This window comes from Microbacterium sp. ZOR0019 (assembly GCF_000800925.1).
Taxonomy (GTDB): domain Bacteria; phylum Actinomycetota; class Actinomycetes; order Actinomycetales; family Microbacteriaceae; genus Microbacterium; species Microbacterium aurugineum.
In genome coordinates this window covers 15834-35039 of the sequence record NZ_JRKC01000027.1, presented here as the reverse complement: position 1 = coordinate 35039, position 19206 = coordinate 15834, and the positions used below count along the sequence as shown (strand labels likewise).

Below are 19206 nucleotides of genomic sequence, written 5' to 3'. Positions count from 1 at the left end.
CAGAACGGGTGCCCTCCCGCTTCGCGGGTCCCTCCCGATGCTCGCTCCGGGAACAACGCCGCCCCTTGCGGCACAGGTCGCCTTTCGCTCCGGACATGACGAAGGCCCCCTCGCGATGCGAGGGGGCCTTCGTCGAAAGTTGGGGGCGTCAGCGCCAGCGCGTGGTCATCAGGAAACCGATCAGCGCGATGCCGAGACCGATCGCCAGGTTCCAGTTGTCCAGTCCCGGGATCGGGAACTGCATACCCGAGATGTAGAAGACCAGGATCCAGGCGAGACCGAGCAGCATGAAGCCGATCATCACCGGCTTGAACCAGACGGCGTTGGGAGCGGCTTCGCCTTCGGCGCGCTCGACGGCGGGTTCTTCGGTCTTGCGGTCTCGTGCCATGCCGTCATTGTACCCGGGACACCCATGAGCTGCCGAGCCCACATCGCTCGATCACCGGCATGCGTTCAGCGATCCCGGATATGATCGCGCCATGACTGCTTCCGTCGTGCCTGGGGGGCGACGCCCGCGTCGCGCGAGACCACGGTCTCGCGCGACGTTCGCGAGTGTGCTCGGCGAGCTGCTGCTGACCGCAGGAGTCATCGTCCTGCTGTTCGTGGCCTGGCAGATGTGGATCGGCGACATCATCATCAGTGCGCAGAAGAACGAAGAGGGCGCGGAGATCTCGAAGGAGCTCGCGCAGGCCGAACCCCCCGCGCTGCCCCCGGTCGTCGAGGCGGAGGACGGCACCACGGCCTACGTCCCGCCGGTGCCGGCGGCGCCCGCCGACGCGGAGTGGTTCGGGCAGATGCACATCCCACGATTCGGCGCCGACTACAACTTCGGGATCTACGGGGGCACATCCCGTGCACGCACCCTCGACCAGAAGGGGATCGGCGTCTACACCGACTCCAAGATGCCGGGCGAGGTCGGGAATTTCTCGATGGCCGGGCACCGCACGACATGGGGCAAGCCCTTCAACCAGCTCGACAAGCTGCAGCTGAACGACGCGATCGTCGTCGAGACGCCCGACGGCTGGTACACCTACCGCTTCCGGACGCTGGAGTACGTCAAGCCGACCCAGACCGACGTGCTCGCCGACGTGCCGCAGATGCCCGAGCAGCAGACCGGAGAGCAGTACATCACGCTCACCGCCTGTTCCCCGCTGTACTCGCTCGCCGAGCGCATCGTCGCCTACGGGGTGTTCGAGAGCTTCCAGCCTCGCGCCGAGGGGCCTCCCCAGGCCCTGACCGACCCGCCGCCTCCGCCGGCCGCACCGTCGGTGTGACCATGCACATCCACGAGGGAGAAGACTGATGTACGCCGCACTCTGGCGCCTGCTGCCCGGCCCGTGGTGGCTGCGCGTGCTCATCCTGGTCGTCGTCATCGCCGCCGTCCTGTACGGCCTGTTCTGGTACGTCTTCCCGTGGGTGAGCCCGATCGTCGCCCCCGGCGAGGTCGACGTCGAATGACCCGAGTGCTCGTGGTCGACAACCACGACAGCTTCGTGCACACCCTCGTCGGCTATTTGCACGAACTGGGGGCGGAGACCCTGATGGTCGAGTCCGATTCCCTGGAGTCCGACGCCCTCGAGTCGATGCTCCTCTCGCACGACGCCCTGCTGCTCTCGCCGGGTCCCGGAGCACCGGCCGACGCTGGGGCGTCGATCGCGGCGGTGCGTATCGCCGCGCGGCTCCGAGTGCCGACGCTCGGCGTGTGCCTGGGACACCAGACGATCGGCGAAGCCCTCGGCACGGTGGTCAGCGCGGCGCCGGAGCTCATGCACGGGATGGTCTCCGCCGTCACGCATGACGGTTCCGCACTGTTCGCCGGCATCCCCTCACCGTTCTCCGCCGGCCGCTATCACTCGTTGACGCTCGCGGAGGCCGACCTTCCTCCGGACGTCACGGTCACCGCATGGACCGAGGACGGCACCGTGATGGGGCTCGCACACCGCGAGCTGCCGCTGTACGGCGTGCAGTTCCACCCCGAGAGCGTGCTGACCGAAGGCGGCTACCGGCTTCTGGCGAACTGGCTGGAGCTGTGCGGTGCGACGAGCGCTGTCGCCCGATCGGAGCGCCTGCACCCGCTCTCACGCTGAGGTCGGCGCGCCGACGCCTCGGAACCCGATCAGCTGCCGCTGCAGTACCGCAGTTCGACGGTGGAGCCGACCGGGACATCGCCCGGAGCCGACGACATCGAATTCACGGTCGTCGGGTCGGTGGCGGGACACTCCGCGTCTTCCACCGCCACCGGGTTGAGACCGAGGTCGGTGAGGTTCGTCGTGGCGGCGTCGACGGTCCAGCCGACGACATCGCTCAGCGTGACCTTCCCGCTCGCCACAACCAGGTTCACCACTGTTCCCGGAGAAACTTCGGTCTCGGCCTTCTCACTGGCGGAGATGACGGTGCCCTCGGCCAAGGCCTTGTCGTTGCGCTGGACCACGGTACCGAGTTCGAGGCCCGCCGCCGTCAACGCCTTCGTGGCGTCGTCCAATCCCATGCCCTCGATCTTCGGGACGGTGACCGTCTCGACGCCGGAGGACACGTGGAGGGTCACCGTGGTGCCCTCCACCACCGAGACGCCGGCTTCGGGGTCGGTGCGGATGACGTTGCCTTCGCTGATCTCGGGACTCGACTCGATCACGATCTTCGAGGTCAGGTCTAGTTTCGCCAGCTCATCCTGTGCGCGCTCCGCGGAGACGTTCTCGAGGTTCGGGATGATGCGCGAAGTGCTGGGCACCTCGGGCGGTCGCATGCTGATCGTGACGACCCAGAACAGCACGGACGCCAGCAGCACCGCGAGGAGGGCGACCCCCGCCCAGATCCACGCCACCGGAGGGCCGGACTGGGTGCGGGTCATCGTGGTGTCGGAGCTGAGCTGGCGCAGGGATCGAGCCGTCTCCTGTGCCTGTCGCGGGCTCGGGCCGTACAGCTCGCTGGTGAGCGCGCCGAGCTGCTTGCGCGTCGGTGCGTCTCCGGCGACGGCGGCGTCCAGGGCGGCGCGGAAGTGCGCGGCATCCGGGTAGCGCTGGTAAGGATCCTTCGCGAGGGCACGGAGGACGATCGGGTCGAGGGCGCCGGGGGCGTCTTCGTTCACCTCGGTCGGCGGGACCGGTGTCTCGCTGACGTGCTGGTAGGCGACCGCCACCGGCGACTCTCCGCGGAACGGCTGGCGTCCCGTGAGCAACTCGTACAGGACGACGCCGGTCGAGTAGAGGTCGGCACGCGCGTCGACGGGCTCGCCCTTGGCCTGCTCCGGCGAGAAGTAGGCGGCGGTCCCGATGATCTGGGTGGTCTCGGCCACGGTGGACGACGAGTCGGAGACGGCTCGGGCGATACCGAAGTCCATCACCTTGACCTGACCCTTGTCGGTCACCATCACGTTGCCCGGCTTGATGTCGCGGTGGACGACTCCTGCTCGGTGCGAATAGTCCAGAGCTTCGAGGATGCCGTCGACGTAGCGGACCGCGTCCTCCACCGGGACGGGGCCCGCGGAGATGATGTCCTTGAGGAGGGTGCCCTTGACGAGTTCCATCACGATGTACGGCGGCTCGTCGGACGAGGAGTCGGTCGCGGACGGATCCCCGGCGTCGTACACGCGAACGATCGAGGGGTGAGACATCCTCGATGCCGCCTGCGCCTCCAGGCGGAAGCGTGTGCGGAACGTGGTGTCGCGGGCCAGTTCGGGGTCGAGGATCTTGATCGCGACCTCGCGTCCGAGGGTGAGGTCATAGCCGCGGTAGACCTTGGCCATACCGCCATGCCCGATGAGCTCGTCGACGCGGTAACGTCCCGCGATGACTTGTGGCTCTGTGGACACGTACTACCCCCCTGGAAAACGACTGCTACGGCACTGAACTACAGATTACTCGGCGGAATCTCCGCCCTCATCACCGTCGCCCGGGTCGGGCGCCGCGGTGATCGGGACCGAGAGCGGCGGAGATGCGGCCGACGTGCGCTGGTCGCCACCGGAGCACAACCCCTGGTACGTGACGATGAGCTGCTGGCCCACGGCATCCGCGACCTTCACCTGGGTGTTCCGCTGCGTGGGCTGGAAGTTCGGGCCGCCCGACACGAAGGTGCCGTTCTGGAGGGAGACCACGTAGCCCGAGAGCGTCGTACCGCTGGGGCACGTGAAGCCGGTTCCCCAGGCGATCGTCACGGTGCTGCCGGCGATCGGGTCGCCGGTGATGGTGGGAGCGTCGGTCGGGGTCGGCAGGGCGGCACGACCGGCGTAGATCGTGAGCGTGATCGCCTCCGTGGTCTCGACGTTCCCGCGGGGGGAGACGTCGTAGACCTTGCCGACCTCGGCGTCGGTGGGTGCCGGGTCGCCCTCCGGGCAGGTGATGCTGCCGAAACCGGCCTCGGTGAGTGTCGACGTCGCCGTTGCGCAATCCATGCCGACGAGGTTCAACGCGGTCACGTTGACGCGTGTCACCTCGGGCGTCGGAGACTCCGACGGTGTGTTCGGAGGGGTGGAGCTCTGGGTCGGCGAACCGGTGGGATCGGCCTCACCCTGCTGATTCGCCAGCATCGCCCACACCGTGCCGCCGAGGACGATCACCAGCAGCGCGATCAGCGCGATCAGCGGCCAGGTCCAGGGGCTGCGCTTCTTCTTCTTCTCCTCCTCCGCGGCTTCCTCGGTGGGGAGCTGAGCGGTCGTGGGTAGGATGCGGGTGGTGCCGTCGTCGCCGGAAGCCGTCAGCATCCGGGTCGCGTCGTCGTCCCCGGCGATGCCACCGGTCGCGATGGCCGGGACGGCGATCGCCGCGGAGTTCAGGTCACCGCGACGCAGCGCCTGGGCGGCGCGCGCCACCGTCGCGGAAGAGGACGGGCGGTCGCTGGGCTTCTTGGCGATCATCGCCATGACCAGGTTCTGCACCGGGATCGGAACGGTCGGCGGCAACGGCGGAGGCTGCTCGTTGATCTGCGCCATCGCGATGGCCACCTGCGACTCACCCGTGAACGGACGCTTGCCCGCCAGGCACTCGTACGCGACGATGCCGAGCGAATAGGTGTCGGTCGCCGGAGAGGCCGGGTGACCCGACGCCTGCTCGGGCGACAGGTACTGCACGGTACCCATGACCTGGCCGGTCGCGGTGAGCGGGACCTGGTCGGCGATGCGCGCGATACCGAAGTCGGTGATCTTGACGCGGCCGTCGGGCGTGATGAGCAGGTTTCCCGGCTTGATGTCGCGGTGGACGAGGCCGGCCGCATGAGCCGCCTGCAGAGCGGACGCCGTCTGAGCGACGATGTCGAGCGTCTTGTCGGCGCTCAGCGCGCCGTCGCGTTCGAGCACGGTCGAGAGCGCCTCGCCGGGCACGAGCTCCATGACGAGGTAGGCGCTGCCGTTCTCCTCGCCGTAGTCGAAGACGCTGGCGATGCCCTCGTGGTTGACGAGGGCGGCATGCCGGGCCTCAGCCCGGAAGCGCTCGAGGAACCCGGGGTCCCCCATGTACTCGTCCTTGAGGATCTTGATGGCGACGGTACGTCCGATGACGTGATCCGTCGCTTCCCACACCTCGCCCATGCCACCGATCGCGATACGCGACTGCAGCTCGTAACGACCACCGAACGACACACCCTGCGTCGGCCTCATCTGCCCAGCACCGCCTCTATGACCTTCTTCGCAATCGGAGCGGCGATGGTGTCGCCACTTCCTGATTGTCCCTGTCCGCCGCCGTCTTCGACGACGACCGCTACTGCGACCGCGGGGTCGTTCGCCGGTGCGAAACCGGTGAACCACAACGTGTGCGGCCTGTTTCCGTTCTCTGCGGTGCCCGTCTTACCGGCCACGTCGATCCCGTCTATTCTTGCACCCTGGGCCGCGCCCGTAGCGACGCTCGCGACCATCGCCGCGGTGACGTCGTTCGCCACGTCGGCATCCATCGCCTGGCCGAACTCGCTGTTCTCGAAAGCCTTGATGACCGAGAGGTCGTTGCCGATGACGGCATCCACCATCCGCGGGTTCATCACGACACCATCGTTGGCGAGGCCGGCCGAGACCATCGCCATCTGGAGCGGCGTCGCGGTGACCTGTCCCTGTCCGAATCCGGTCAGTGCGGTCTGCGCGTCGTCGAGCGCCCGCGGGTAGCTCGACGGCGTCGACTCCAGCGGTGTCTCGAAGGACTTGTTGAACCCGAGCTTCTCCGCCATCTCGCGGATCGTGTCGTCGCCGAGCTCGACCGCGAGTTCCGCCATCGGGATGTTGCAGCTGAGTCGGATCGCCTCTGCGATCGTGACCGTCGTCCCCGGGCCGCACTTTCCGCCCCACGCGTTGGACACCCGGTTCGAGGATCCGGGGAGCGTGTAGGACACGGGGTTGGGGAGGGTCGAGGTCGGGGTCCAGTCCCCGCTGGCGTAGGCCGCCGCGGCGACGACGACCTTGAACGTCGAGCCGGGAGGGTTGAGGTCGCCCGCGATGGCCCGGTTCGACAACGGCTTCGACGGGTCCGCCTTGAGCTGCTCGTACGTGGCGTTCGCCGCGTCCGCATCATGGGTCGCCATCAGGTTGGTGTCGAACCCCGGGCTCGAGACCATCGCGAGGATCCGGCCGGTCTTCGGCTCGATCGCGACGACGGCACCCTGGAGATCGCCCAGTGCATCGAAAGCGGCCTTCTGTGCTGCCGTGTTCAGCGACAGCTCCACGCTGTAGCCGCGCTGCGGCTGGCCCGAGAGGATGCGCTCGACCTCACCGAGGAATGCGTTCGCCCCGGTGCCGGAGAGGTCGGCGTTCATCGCCTGCTCGATGCCCGTGCGTGAATCGAGTGCCGCGTTGAAGTAGCCGGTCACCGGCTCCCACATCGGTGCATCCGTGTAGACCCGCTGGAACTGGTACTGGTCGTCGCTGGGCACCGAGTTGGCGATGGTGGCGCCGTCGACGATGATCGCGCCGCGCTGGATCTCGTAGCTGTCGAGCCGGGTGCGCTTGTTGTGGCTGTTCTGGGCGAGGCTGTCGGCCTCGACGACCTGGATCCAACTCGTCGCGGCGAACAGGGCGATGAACATGAACAGCATCAGGATGCTGAGTCGTCGGAGTTCCTTGGTCATCCGATCACCACCCTCGGCTGGCGGCGGACACCGTCGGAGATGCGCAGCAACAGCGCGACGATGAGCCAGTTGGCCACGAGCGAGGATCCGCCCGCGGCGAGGAACGGCGTGGTGAGGCCGGTCAGCGGGATGAGCCGGGTGACGCCGCCGACCATGATGAACACCTGCAGCGCGATCGTGAACGACAACCCGGTGGCGAGCAGCTTGCCGAAGTCGTCCTGGCCGGCGAGGCCGATGCGCATGCCCCGACTGACGAACACCATGTACAGGCAGAGAATCGCGAACAGCCCGATCAGGCCGAGCTCTTCACCCAGGCTTGTGATGATGTAGTCGCTGTGGGCGAGCGGAGTGACCTCGGGGCGTCCCTGCCCCCATCCGGTGCCGATGAGTCCACCGCGCGCGAGACCGAACAGACCTTGCATCGGCTGGTAGCCGGCGCCGTCCGGGTCGACGCGGCCGGCATCGAAGAGGAACAGCCAGTTGGTGAAGCGGCCCTGGACGTAGCTGAGGATCTGCGTCGCGAGTGCGACGCCCGCGACCACCAGGCCGAGGCCGATGAGCACCCAGCTCGTCTTGCCGGTCGCGACGTAGAGCATCGCGACGAACATCCCGAAGATCAGGGTTCCGGTGCCGAGGTCACGCTGGAAGACGATGATGCCGAGCGAGATGAGCCAGACCACCAGGACCGGCCCGAGCTCGCGCATGCGGGGCCAGGTGATGCCGAGGACCCGCTTGCCGACCGAGGTCAGACTCTCGCGAGTGCGCACCAGGTACCCGGCGAAGAAGATCGCCAGGCAGATCTTGGCGAGCTCTCCGGGCTGGAAGGCGAAGATGCCGCCGAGCGAGACCCACACGGCCGCGTTGGCATCGGCGATCCGCAGCCCCGGGACGAACGGCAGCAGCAGGAGGAGGATTCCGGCCAGACCGAAGATGTACGTGTACCGGAACAGGATCCGGTAGTTGCGCAGCAGGATCACGACCGCGATCGCGCCGGCGAGTGAGATCGCCGTCCATGCGAGCTGCTTGGTGGAGTAGGCGTCCCAACCGGTGTTCTTGAACGCGATGTCGATCCGGTAGATCATCGCGATGCCGAGGCCGGTGAGGAGCGTGGCGATCGGGACCACGAACGGGTCGGCGTCCGAGGCCACGAAGCGCAGCACGATGTGGAGCGCGAAGGCGAGGGCGGCGAGGCCGCCGCCGATCGCGAGGATCATCGGGTCGATCACACCCAGGGCGCCCAGTTGCACGAGCGTCAGGGCGCCGCCGCTGATCGCGCAGGCGAAGAGCAGCAGCCAGAACTCGCGATTGCGTTGCGTCTGGGGCATGCGGAGGCGCTTGAGGGCCTTGATGACGGTGGTGTCCGCCTGGACGTCGGTGCTCATCCCTCACCTCCGGCGGGCGTCTCGCTCGGTGTGGGCATCGGTGTGGGCAGAGGGGTCTGCGGGATGACGTTCGCTTCGGCGCCCGTGCGGAGGCGGTCGACGATCGCCATGGCGTCGGACAGGGAGCGGGCGGTGATGGTGCGCTCGACCGAAGCGCGCTGGTAGGGCGGGAGGTCGGCGAGGAGGATGTCCGTGTCTTCGATCGGTGTCGACAGGGTGATCGGGCCGATGTTCTGCTGCACGCCCTGGAAGATCACGACGCTGTCTTCGTCGGCGCCGATGAAGTAGCGCGTCTGCGTCCAGCTGTAGGCAGCGAACGCAGTGAAGGCGAGCATCGCGACGACCAGGAGCGCGGCGGCGATCCATCCGACACGTCGGCGCTTCGCGCGCCGACGGTCTTCTTCGATGAGTTCCTCGAGGTACTCCGGGGCCGGTTCGAAGTGGCTCGGTTCGTTCGCGGCCTGACGCACCGGGTGCAGCCAGTTGCCGCGCGGAGGGCGCACCGGGGGAACGTAGACGCCGTCGGGGTTGGACGCCGAGCCGACGATCGTGGGCGTGCCCGAGTGGATCGGATGCTGTCCGCCCACGTCGACCAGCACGATCGTGACGTTGTCGGGGGCGCCCCCGTCGAGTGCCTGCTTGAGGAGGTTGTCTGCGGTGCGACCGGGGGCGAGGCCGAGCTGCATCGCCTTGAGGATGTGGGGCTCGTCGACCACGCCCGAGAGTCCGTCGGAGCAGAGCAGCCAGCGGTCGCCGGGCTGCGTGTGCATGACGAACATGTCGAGCTCGGGATCGGAGTCCATGTCGCTGAGCACCCGCATGAGGACCGAGCGACGCGGGTGGTAGCGCGCCTCCTCCGGGGTGATGCGGCCCGAGTCGACGAGGCGCTGCACGAACGTGTGGTCTGCGGTGATCTGCGTGAGTGCGTCGTCGCGGTACAGATAGATGCGGGAGTCGCCGATGTGGCCGATGACCGCGTACTCGTCGACCATGATGATCGCGCTGAGGGTGGTGCCGAGGCCGGCCAGTTCCGGGCGATCCTTCGCGGCGCGGATCAGGTCGCCCGCCGCGGTGGTCGCAGCGGCCTGCAGCGAGGCCTGGGCGTCCTCGGTCGACTCGTACGGCTGGTCGAGGGGCTCCAGGCGTTGGATCGCGATGCTCGAGGCGACGTCTCCGCCCGCGTGGCCGCCCATGCCGTCGGCGACGACGAACAGGTTCGCCCCGGAGTATCCGGAGTCCTGGTTGTTGGAGCGGACCTTCCCGGTGTGGGAGATCGCGACGCTCGAGCCTTCGAAGACCATGCCGGCGTCAGGCTCGCAGCTCGAAAGTCGTGGCGCCCACCTTGATGGGTGTGCCGAGCGAGAGGGCGACGGGCGATCCGCTCACGCGCTGGCCCGCGACGTAGGTGCCGTTGGTGGAGTCGAGGTCTTGGATCGCCCAGGCGTCGCCGCGGAGCATGAGCCGGGCGTGGTGGCTGGACGTGTAGTCGTCGCGGATCACCAGGGCGGACTCGCTGGAACGACCGATCGTGAGGGAGTCGGCGCTCAGCGGAAGCTCGAGCCCCGCCTTCGGTCCTGAGGTGATCACGAGGCGCTTGGCCGTCGCGACTGTGGCGGGACCGGTCGACGGCCGTGATGATGCCGGCTTCGACGTGGGCGCCGGTGTCGGTGCGGGGGCGGGGGCTCCCGCAGTCGCCTCGGCCGGGAGCTTGCGCACGCGCACCCCGAACAGGTCGGCGCGGAGCGAGTACACGACCCCGAACACGAAGAACCACATCAGGACCAGGAACCCGATGCGGAGGAGAAGGAGGATCAGTTCACTCAACCGAGGGCTCCGAACGCTCGGGTGGCGTCGTCACCGCGAGGCGCAGGGCGCGACGGGGCGGCCACGGGGACGATGCGGAACACCAGGTCGGTGCGTCCGATCGTGATGGTGGTGTCGGTGGGGAGGGCGGCCTCGCGCAGCTTCTGGCCGTTGACCTTCGTGCCGTTGGTGGACCCGAGGTCGCGCATCATGGCGCGCTCGCCGTCCCACAGGATCTCGACGTGCTTGCGGCTCGAACCGGCATCCGCGATGGTGATGTCGGCATCCGAGCCGCGACCGATGACAGTCCGGGCGCGGGTGATCGCGTGGCGGCGACCGTCGACGTCGACCACGGCCTGCCAGCTGACGCGACCTTCGACCGTGCCCGAGTTCACGCGCACGGTTCCGGTGGCGACCTTCTCGTCGGCTTCGAGATTGACCGAGAGCGGGCCGGCGAAACTGTAGCCCTGCGAGGTGGCGTGCTTCGTCAGCAGCGCGAGCAGTTCATCGGTGAGGGCGCCGCCGAGTCCGCGCATTCGCTCCGCATCGTCGGCGCTCAGACGCACGACGTAGCTGTTGGGCGCGATGATGCGGTCGCGACTCACGACCGCCGCCTTCGTATCGGCTTCGCGCCGCAGCGCAGAAGCGATCTCCACCGGCTGAATGCCGCTGCGGAAGGTCTTCGCGAACGCGCTGTTAACTGCGCGCTCGAGACCCTTCTCAAAGCTGTCAAGTAGTCCCACTGGGCTCCTCTGGCATGCCGACCGGTAGGGACATCGTAGCCAGGTGTCCTGGGGGAACGCCGCCGATACGCCTTCCGGGGTGTGCAACAGGGGGTGAAATCGCGTGATATCCTCGGGAAGTTGAGTTCTTCGGAACGAGACACTCGCGCGAGTGGCGGAATGGTAGACGCGCTGGCTTCAGGTGCCAGTGTCCGTAAGGACGTGGGGGTTCAAGTCCCCCCTCGCGCACATTGTGGGTGTATCTAGGAAACTAGACGGATCCGATTGCGAAACCGGCCCGGTTCCATTTAGGGAACAGGGCCGGCTTCGTTTTGTGTCGGTTGACCAGGCGTTTCGGCTCCTCTGGCGAGCTCGTTTCCGTCCTCGGCACAGTTAGTTGAATGAAGTCTCCCCCATGCCCACCTCAAACACCGCGGCGGTCGGAAGAGTCAGACTCAACGCGCGCGGCCGTGGCTGCCCGCCAGTAGCTTGAGCCATCAACGCTGCGATCCAGAACACCGTGCACGACGAGGTATCGCCGCAATGTCGGGATGTCGTCGGTGAGCGAGGCAAGCCGGTCGTTCAGCTCGGATTCCGAGATTCGCTCGCGAGTTCGGACCACCTGTACCCCGAGTTCCTCGAGGAACTCTGCTCGCTCGGCGGGGCGACGAGGAAACCGCTTGATGCGCCCGTTCTCATCGAGCCACGGCGAGGCGCCGTCTGACGTTGCGCTCCGTAGCGCTGCTAGTGCCGCCCGGATCTCGACGACGTTCAGTCGGCCTGCAGCGGAATCATCAGTAGTGATGAGACCGCTCTGTACGAGCGATTTCATGGCCTTCTCCTTGCGAGCGGGAGAGAGGCTTTGCTCTGGTCCATTGGCGAGCACGACCGAGGCGAACAAGCGGGCAACTTCCTCGTTAGCCAGGCAGGCCAGCATTGCGCGAACGTCACTCATGATGCCCCAACCCTCTCAGACGCTTTCGTGCGAACTCGCATGGGGCCGACGTACGCGAGCGCGACGACGATCCCATAGAGGACGCAAGACGTGGCGATGGCCCACTCGATCCCCCACACGTCCCCGAGCACCATCGTTGCTGGCGCAGTGGCCGCGATGATCAGCGAGTCCGCCATCGACACGATGGACTCCGATGTAGCGCGATACTCGTCGCCGATGCCCTGATGGACGAGCCCCGCAACGACGATGGTTTGGAGTCCTGGGTGCAACAAGCATCATTTCCCTCCCTCCGGCGTTCGGTGATTCTCACCGGGCCACAGGGCGGGGCCACGTCGCCCGGTGGCAACACGCTATGGCGCAGTAGTGCCGTCCACGGATGAATCTCGACCCGTTGAGTGCCTGCGGGAGGAGCATTAGGTACCTGGAACGATGGCTCTGAGTGGCAGGAGAACTTGTCCGCGCATCACCAACTGGGAATGGTTGCGCCGAAAGTTGAGAAAGCAGCGGAAGGGGTGTTGGGGAAGTCACACCAGTTCACTGTGGCGCTACCGCCGCTAGGCTCTCGGATGCGCTGAGACGATTGGCGGACCAGTGACAGAGAGGACGCCGATGATGGACTCCTCACCTGAACACCTCCGCGGAAGCGGGACCATGGTCTCGGAGTCCGCCCCCACCGCGGCGCTCATCGGGTGCATCCTTGTCTCCGTGCACCTCGTGCTCGGCGGAACAGCTTCTCTTGCGCTTTCCGGGATCAACCCGTTGGCGGCGTGGCCATACATTGTCGGGTTCGCGCTCGCGGCGGCAGGTACCTTGCTCAGCGCGTCGCAGCCTCGCACGTCGAAAAGCCATGCCGTTATCACCGTTAGCGCGGGTGTGCTGGGCGTGTTGACGTTGCCCATCGCATGGTTGTACTTCGGTTTCGCAGGAATCGGGGTGGAGACGGACGAACAAGTGGCAGGACTCCTGGCAGCGTTCATCGCCGCTGTGGTTCCGCTCGTGATGGTTTTCGTCGGTGGCTTCGTCTCGTGGCGGAACGCGGAATGGACGCGTCGGACCCTACTACGGCTGACGACGGTGCTCGTTCTCGTCGCGGTCGCGGTCAGCATCGGGTGCATCGTCTTGGCGCGAGTCTTGGTCTCTGGCTCCGGAGCAAGTTGATGGATCCGGAGCAGCCCACGGAGCGTCAGCAGGTTGCAGCGGTCGACGAGGCGGACATCACGCTCAGGCGAGCGGGCCGTCGAGCACGGTCAGCACATCCGCCTCCTCGAAGCCGAAGGAGCGATTGAGCGTGAGCATCGGTGTGTTCGTCGGCTCGGTGTAGGTCTGCAGGATCCGTGATCCGGCACTTTCCGGAAGGCCCATGAGCAGACGGGCGTTGGCGACTTTCAACGCGCGTCCGACGCCGCGACCGCGAACCCGCTCTTCGACGAAGGTGTCGTCCTGATGCACGACCTCGGGATCAGAGCGGGAGAGCAGGATCTCCGTGTACCCGACGGCTTCCTCGCCCGCACGCGCCAGACTCTCGTCCGACATGCGTGATCGAAGTCGCGCCCACCCTTCGAGCAACTCATCGGGACAGGGCCCGGACCACGAGCGGATGTCGATGTCGTCAGGACGTTCGTCCTGGTCGGCAAGCGTTCCCTCGGATATCGGAAGGCTGACGATCTGCCGGCTCTCGCGGCTGCCGACCCTCAGTCCAGCGGACAAGGCGAACGAGACTCCGTCATCGGAGTACGTCTCGGCGCGGATCACCGTGGCCGAGGATCGCAGCGCTTCGCTCATGGCGCGGAGCAGTGCCCGGCCGATCCCGCGCCGCCGGTGATCATTGCGGACAGCGATCTCGACCTCGGCGGGATCGCCAGGGTGCACGTGCGCTTCGGCCGCGCCGACCGCGACCCCGTCGATGTCTGCGAGCAACAGCACCGATCGGCGGGTCGGATGCGGGTTCTGGAACTGCAGTCGCGTCGCATCGTCGCTGCGGGACCACACGTGCCGACGGCCGCTCGCGTAGCCTTCGCACAGGAGAGCGTTCCATCGGAGGAGTCGAGCGTCGTCCTGCGGATCGACCGCTTCGATCTTCACTTCACCCACAGTCACCTCGTGTCGCCGACGCAGGATCGACGAGGACGCGGTCGGCGGTGATGAATCCGGTGTCGACGAGTTCGCGGGTCATGGTCATCCTCCTGGTCGGGGTCGCCCCGTTCGAGCCTCTCATCCTCACGTCGATCGGGAAGTCCCGAAGTCGATATTGCACTCGAGGGGCCGCGAGCTATACTGAACATTCGATCATCTGTCCGCACCATTGTTCGGAGTTCAGTGTGCAGAGCCGCACTCGCATCATCCTCGGCGTCGATGCTGGAACGACATCCGTGAAGACCGTCGCGTTCGATCTCGATGGCCGTATAGCGAGCGTCTCGCGTTCGAGCGTTCACGTCCACCGTGCCGACGACGGAAGTGCGGAAGCAGACATGGCCGCGATCTGGAATGCGGCCACCAGCACCATCGCCGCGGTCGTCGATGAGATCGGCGACGCGGAGATCGTCGCGCTCGGCGTCACCGGACAGGGAGACGGCGCCTGGCTCGTCGAGGCTGATGGGCGTCCAGCCGCTCCCGCCGCGCTCTGGCTCGACGGACGCGCCCACGCCCGACTCGACGACTGGCTGGACGACGGTCGCGCGGCGGCCGTGCACGCCGCGACCGGATCTCCCCTCTTCGCGGGAGCGCTGCCGATACTCTTGGACGAACTCCTGTCCGCCGATCCGGCCCTTCGCGACCGGATCGCCACCCAGCTGAACTGCAAAGATTGGCTGCGCTTCAAGCTCACCGGGCGTCGTGCGACTGATCCCAGCGAGGCATCGCGCACCTACCTCGACACCGCTACGGGAGCATACTCCGACGAGCTCTTCGTCGCCCTGGGGCACGAGAGCATTCGCGACCACCTGCCGGAGGTGCTCGACCCTCAGAGCATCGCCGGCACGGTCGAACCACGCGTCGCCGCTGCGCTTGGATTGCCCGAAGGTCTTCCGGTCGTGGTCGGAATGGTCGACACGGCCGCCGCCGGCGTGGGGCTGGGCGTGCTCGATGACGGCCGTGGCTACGCCATCCTCGGCACGACAGGTCTCGTGGGGATCAATCACGCCTCGCGCGCGGAGGTGCGCAGCGATTCGAGCATCGTGCTCGCCACCGGTCGCGGAGCCCAGGTGCTGGAGTCGATGGCGCCGATGACCGGCACGCCCAATCTCGACTGGGTGCGCGCGACACTCGGCCTCGGCGACGAGGACTGGGTCGTCGTGGAGAAGCAGGCTGTCGCGGTCCCGCCGGGCAGCGGTGGCGTGCTCTACCTCCCATACGGCGCTCCGAGCGGGGAACGCGCTCCATTCTTCGCCCCCGACGCCTCCGCGTCGTGGCTCGGGATGAGCGTGACCACGACGGCTGCGCAGCTGCTTCGCAGTGTGTATGAAGGGCTCGCCTTCAGCCTGCGCGAGTCCACGGAAGCCCTGGGTATCGAAGGACCTCTGCTCGTCTGCGGCGGAGGCTCCGAATCCGATCTGCTCTGCGCCATCCTCGCGGATGTGACCGCTCGCGACATCGTGCGCCAGGACGAGCCCGAGGTCGGAGCGCGTGGGGTCGCCATGATCGCGATGGCCGCGGTCGCCCTCGCCGATGACCTTCGCGATGCGGCGCAGCATCTGCGGCCATCGACCACGACCTTCCGGCCCGATCCCTTGCGAGTGGCGCTCTACGAAGATGCCTACACGCTGTTCATCACGACTCGAGACGCTCTGCGTCCGCACTGGCCGGGCCTGCGTCGACTGCGCGAACATGCCGGGTCGGCAGCCTCGTCGGGATCCCCGACCCACTGATCACCCCCTGAAAGAAGACACATGACTGAACAGCCCCGCCCGAAGGTGCTCATCACCGCTCCGTTCGACGCCGCCGTCGCCGAATCCCTCGCTGTCGTCTTCGACGTCACGTTGATCGACCCCACGATGGACGGTGGATCGCTCGCCGCCCGCGGCGTCGATGACGCACTCGCCGAGGCGGATGTCGTGATCGCCGAGCTCGATGTCGTCGACGAGGCCGCCCTCGTGAAGGCTCCCGAGCTCAAGGCCGTGGTCTCGTGCCGCGCCAAACCGGCGAACGTCGACCTCGACGCGTGCACCGCCCGCGGCATCCCCGTCTTCACCACCCCCGGGCGCAACGCCGGCGTCACAGCGGATCTGAGTTTCGCGCTGCTGCTCGCCACCGTCCGCAAGGTGAGCGAGTCGGAGCGCTGGTTGCGTGCCGGAAACTGGACCGAGGCCGACGTCTTCGAACCTTACGAGATCTTCCGCTCGATCGGACTCGATGGGCGCACTCTGGGCGTGCTCGGCGGTGGGGCCGTCGGTCGCCGCATGGTCGCCCGCGCTCGCGGCTTCGGCATGACGGTCAAGGTCTACGATCCCTTCCTCGCGCCGGACGCGTTCGGGGACGAAGCCAGTGTGGTGCCTCTGGATGAAGTGCTCTCGACGTCGGACATCGTGACGGTGCACGTGCCGCTGATGCCCGAGACTGAGGGTTTGCTCGGCGAGCGCGAGCTCGCCCTCCTCCGACCTGACGCCTACCTGATCAACGCCGGTCGCGCCGCGATCATCGACGAGCAGGCGCTGATGACCGTCCTCCGTGAGGGTCGCATCGCGGGTGCCGGCTTCGACGTCTTCTACCAGGAGCCGCTCCCGCGCGACCATGAGCTGTTCACCTTGAGCAACGTCACGATGACGCCGCACATCGCGGGTGCCTCGGACGACGTCATCGTCGAGCATTCGCGCATCGCTGCGGCAGCTCTGCGGGGTTGGCTCAACGGCCAGCGCGTGCCCGGTACGGCGAACGAGAAAGCGCTCGCCGCCGTCGGCTGAGGCGCCCGGGCGGTAGGGCGGATCGCGCGATGCACGGTCCGCCCCTCGGCGCTCAGCCCAGGAGCGCCGTGACGGTGTTCGAGTCGGTCACCAGCATGTTCACCATGCCGCTGGCGAGGGCGGTCCGGACGGCATCCAGCTTCGCCGCGCCCGACGCGATCGCGAGTCGGTGCGGGATTGCACGAAGGTGATCGAGGTCGAGTCCGACGACGCGCGAGTCGAGCTCGCCGCGGACGGCTGCTCCGGTGGCATCGAAGAAGCGTCCGCCGATGTCGCCGATTGCGCCGGCGACGTGAAGTTCGGCGCGCTCTTCATCGCTCAATGAGCCGTAGAGCAGGCCGCGGCTGTCCTGCGTGCTCCCGATGCCCACGATCAGAGTGCTCGCTTTAGTCGCTCGAGCGAGCACGTCACGCACTCCGGGGTCGGCATAGGCGCTCTCCGCGGCCTGCGGTGTCGCGGCGACGAGTGGGGCCGGGAGGTGGAAGGCGGAGCCGTCGGTTCGACGTGCCAGCTCCAAAGTGAGCTCGTGGGGGTTGGCGCCGTTCGCGAGGCCGCTGCTGGAACCGGTGAGTGGCACGAAGCGCGCTCCGAGCGGGCGGGCGGGGAAGGCATCGACGACCGCGGCGACCGCCGTGGAGAGTCCCATGGCAACCGTGGTGTCCTTCTCGATGACGCTCGCGAGGGCCTCGGCGCCGACCGTCGCCATTGCGCGAGAGGCCTTCGCGGGATCATCCACACTCGGGGCGATCCAGGCCTGCCGCAGCCCGAAACGGTTTAGCAGAGCCTGCTCCTCGGCGGCGAAGAGGGACTCCTCGACGTGGACGATGATCTCGACCATGCCCGACTCGCGGGCTTCGGCGAGCAGCCTCGTCACTCGGACGCGCGATAGCCCGAGGGCGTCGGCGATCTCCTGGTGCGTGAGCCCCAGTTCGTAGTACATCCGCGCCACGCGACCCATCAGCATGCTGAACATCCTCCCATGGCGCTCGGGACGGCGGCCGTCCGACTCTGCTTGACAATCTTGCGACTCATGCCCAAGATGTCCATGGGCAATCGTTCATGACTATGAACAAATGTACACCCATGACCCGAAATCTCTACGCGCTCAACGAGGAGACACCCATGACCACCTCCACCTCGCTCGCTGAAGGACGCTTCGCGCGCCTCCTCAGCTCTCAGGGCATCTCGCGGCCGATCGCCTGGGGCTTCGTCGCGCTGACGATCTTCATGATCGGCGACGGCATCGAGGCAGGCTTCCTCTCGCCGTACCTCGACGAGCGCGGCTTCGACGGCAGTCAGATCGCCCTGCTGTGGTCTGTCTACGGAATCGTCGTGGCGGTGGCGGCCTGGCTCAGCGGTGCCCTCGCCGAAGCATGGGGGCCCAAGCGCGTCATGATGCTCGGTTTCGGCATCTGGGTCGTCTTCGAGGTGCTCTTCCTCGTCTTCGGCGTGATGGGCGGCAACTTCGAGATCATGCTGCTGGCCTTCGGGATCCGCGGCCTCGGCTATCCGATGTTCGCCTACGGGTTCCTGGTCTGGGTCACGATCGACACCGATGAGCACGTGATGGGCCGAGCGGTCGGCTGGTACTGGTTCTTCTCCACGCTCGGGCTCGGCGTACTGAGCTCGTACTTCGCCGGAGCCGTCATCCCGCTCATCGGCGAACTCGCGACGCTGTGGATGGCACTCGCGTTCGTTGCGGTCGGCGGCCTGATGGTGCTCGTGCTGCTGCGCAACCCCGTCACCAAGAAGGTCACCGTCGCGAACAGTGTGAAGGGCGTCGTCAGTTCTCTGACGATCGTCGCCACGAACCCCAAGGTGGGTGTCGGCGGAGTGGTCCGCATCATCAATACGCTCTCGTTCTACGCATTCGTCGTGTTCCTCACGACCTACATGGTCCGCGATGTCGGGTTCGACCTCGCCCAGTGGCAGATGATCTGGGGCACCATGCTCGCCGCGAACGTCGCCGCGAACCTGCTTTCCGGATACCTCGCCGACTGGATCGGCCGCGTCAACGTCGTGGCGTGGGCCGGCGGCATCGGGTGTTTCGTCACGGTGCTCGCGCTGTTCTACGTGCCCACCCTGATCGGACCCAACTTCTGGGTCACGATCGCGATCGCCATCGTCTACGGCCTTGCGCTCGGCATGTTCGTGCCGCTGTCGGCGATCGTTCCGCTGCTCGCACCGAAGAACAAGGCCGCTGCCGTCGCGATCCTGAACCTGGGCGCCGGCCTCAGCCAGTTCATCGGCCCGGTCATCGCCGGCCTCGCCGCTCCCATCGGCATCGAGGGCACGGTGTGGATCATCGCGGCGCTCTACCTGGTCGATGCCGGATGCCGCGCCGGTGATGACGTATGTGCGGGTCATGGGTCCTCCTGGAGTGCGGAACGTCACGTGTGAGGCAACTATCC

18 protein-coding genes and 1 tRNA gene are annotated in these 19206 nt (G+C 67.1%); 8 read left to right on the top strand and 11 right to left on the bottom strand.

Features of this window, described 5'->3' with window-relative positions; genetic code table 11:
- Positions 1 to 148: 148 nt before the first annotated feature.
- Positions 149 to 388, bottom strand: a complete 240-nt coding sequence (locus tag L978_RS07865; protein ID WP_047522075.1) for a cell division protein CrgA — start codon at positions 386 to 388, stop codon at positions 149 to 151.
- A 91-nt stretch (positions 389 to 479) separates the two neighbouring features.
- Between L978_RS07865 and L978_RS07860 the strand changes: the two genes are divergently transcribed.
- Genes L978_RS07860 through L978_RS07850 form a run of 3 tightly spaced genes read left to right on the top strand, consistent with a single transcriptional unit; the run spans position 480 to position 2087 of the window.
- Positions 480 to 1274: a class E sortase gene (locus L978_RS07860; RefSeq protein WP_047522073.1), complete on the top strand. Its 795-nt coding sequence runs from the start codon at positions 480 to 482 to the stop codon at positions 1272 to 1274.
- A 28-nt stretch (positions 1275 to 1302) separates the two neighbouring features.
- Positions 1303 to 1458, top strand: a complete 156-nt coding sequence (locus L978_RS18920) for a hypothetical protein (protein ID WP_047522071.1) — start codon at positions 1303 to 1305, stop codon at positions 1456 to 1458.
- Entirely contained in the window at positions 1455 to 2087 is a 633-nt protein-coding gene (locus L978_RS07850; protein WP_047522069.1) for an anthranilate synthase component II, read from the top strand. The genes L978_RS18920 and L978_RS07850 overlap by 4 nt, the downstream gene beginning before the upstream one ends.
- 29 nt (positions 2088 to 2116) lie before the next feature.
- On the opposite strand, the gene pknB is transcribed toward L978_RS07850, so the two are convergent.
- The 7 genes from pknB to L978_RS07815 are packed head-to-tail and all read right to left on the bottom strand — an operon-like array spanning position 2117 to position 10966.
- Positions 2117 to 3808 (bottom strand): Stk1 family PASTA domain-containing Ser/Thr kinase, encoded by a 1692-nt coding sequence (pknB, locus tag L978_RS07845; RefSeq protein ID WP_047522067.1) that lies wholly within the window; start codon positions 3806 to 3808, stop codon positions 2117 to 2119.
- 45 nt (positions 3809 to 3853) lie between these two features.
- Entirely contained in the window at positions 3854 to 5587 is a 1734-nt protein-coding gene (locus L978_RS07840; protein ID WP_047522061.1) for a protein kinase domain-containing protein, read from the bottom strand.
- The gene (locus L978_RS07835) at positions 5584 to 7038 is read right to left on the bottom strand and encodes a penicillin-binding transpeptidase domain-containing protein (RefSeq protein WP_047522060.1); all 1455 of its coding nucleotides are present in this window, start codon (positions 7036 to 7038) and stop codon (positions 5584 to 5586) included. Before L978_RS07835 ends, L978_RS07840 begins: the two co-directional genes overlap by 4 nt.
- A complete protein-coding gene (locus L978_RS07830; protein WP_047522058.1) occupies positions 7035 to 8420 on the bottom strand; it encodes an FtsW/RodA/SpoVE family cell cycle protein in 1386 nt (461 codons plus the stop codon). Before L978_RS07830 ends, L978_RS07835 begins: the two co-directional genes overlap by 4 nt.
- Entirely contained in the window at positions 8417 to 9721 is a 1305-nt protein-coding gene (locus L978_RS07825) for a PP2C family protein-serine/threonine phosphatase (protein ID WP_047522056.1), read from the bottom strand. Before L978_RS07825 ends, L978_RS07830 begins: the two co-directional genes overlap by 4 nt.
- A 7-nt stretch (positions 9722 to 9728) precedes the next feature.
- Entirely contained in the window at positions 9729 to 10244 is a 516-nt protein-coding gene (locus L978_RS07820) for an FHA domain-containing protein FhaB/FipA (RefSeq protein WP_047522054.1), read from the bottom strand.
- Positions 10241 to 10966 carry an FhaA domain-containing protein gene (locus L978_RS07815; protein WP_047522052.1) on the bottom strand — a complete coding sequence of 242 codons (726 nt, stop codon included), beginning with the start codon at positions 10964 to 10966 and terminating at the stop codon, positions 10241 to 10243. The genes L978_RS07820 and L978_RS07815 overlap by 4 nt, the downstream gene beginning before the upstream one ends.
- A 145-nt stretch (positions 10967 to 11111) precedes the next feature.
- Between L978_RS07815 and L978_RS07810 the strand changes: the two genes are divergently transcribed.
- Positions 11112 to 11194, top strand: a tRNA-Leu gene (locus L978_RS07810).
- Positions 11195 to 11369: 175 nt separating this feature from the next.
- Here L978_RS07810 and L978_RS18330 read toward each other — a convergent pair.
- Entirely contained in the window at positions 11370 to 11900 is a 531-nt protein-coding gene (locus tag L978_RS18330) for a DUF2087 domain-containing protein (RefSeq protein WP_052193417.1), read from the bottom strand.
- Positions 11901 to 12509: 609 nt separating this feature from the next.
- On the opposite strand from L978_RS18330, the gene L978_RS07795 reads away from it, so the two are divergent.
- The gene (locus L978_RS07795) at positions 12510 to 13058 is read left to right on the top strand and encodes a hypothetical protein (protein WP_047522048.1); all 549 of its coding nucleotides are present in this window, start codon (positions 12510 to 12512) and stop codon (positions 13056 to 13058) included.
- Between the two features lie 63 nt (positions 13059 to 13121).
- Here L978_RS07795 and L978_RS07790 read toward each other — a convergent pair whose 3' ends face one another.
- Positions 13122 to 13991, bottom strand: a complete 870-nt coding sequence (locus L978_RS07790) for a GNAT family N-acetyltransferase (protein ID WP_231555024.1) — start codon at positions 13989 to 13991, stop codon at positions 13122 to 13124.
- Between the two features lie 227 nt (positions 13992 to 14218).
- Here L978_RS07790 and L978_RS07785 point away from each other — a divergent pair, with 227 nt between their 5' ends.
- Together L978_RS07785 and L978_RS07780 are read left to right on the top strand one after the other, a co-directional pair.
- A complete protein-coding gene (locus tag L978_RS07785) occupies positions 14219 to 15763 on the top strand; it encodes an FGGY family carbohydrate kinase (protein WP_052193418.1) in 1545 nt (514 codons plus the stop codon).
- Positions 15764 to 15784: 21 nt separating this feature from the next.
- Entirely contained in the window at positions 15785 to 16795 is a 1011-nt protein-coding gene (locus tag L978_RS07780; protein WP_052193416.1) for an NAD(P)-dependent oxidoreductase, read from the top strand.
- Between the two features lie 52 nt (positions 16796 to 16847).
- On the opposite strand, the gene L978_RS07775 is transcribed toward L978_RS07780, so the two are convergent.
- Positions 16848 to 17759, bottom strand: coding sequence for a sugar-binding transcriptional regulator (locus L978_RS07775; protein WP_047522046.1), 912 nt, complete (start codon positions 17757 to 17759; stop codon positions 16848 to 16850).
- A gap of 158 nt (positions 17760 to 17917) precedes the next feature.
- Here L978_RS07775 and L978_RS07770 point away from each other — a divergent pair, with 158 nt between their 5' ends.
- Positions 17918 to 19195, top strand: a complete 1278-nt coding sequence (locus L978_RS07770; protein WP_081996964.1) for an MFS transporter — start codon at positions 17918 to 17920, stop codon at positions 19193 to 19195.
- Positions 19196 to 19206: the final 11 nt, after the last annotated feature.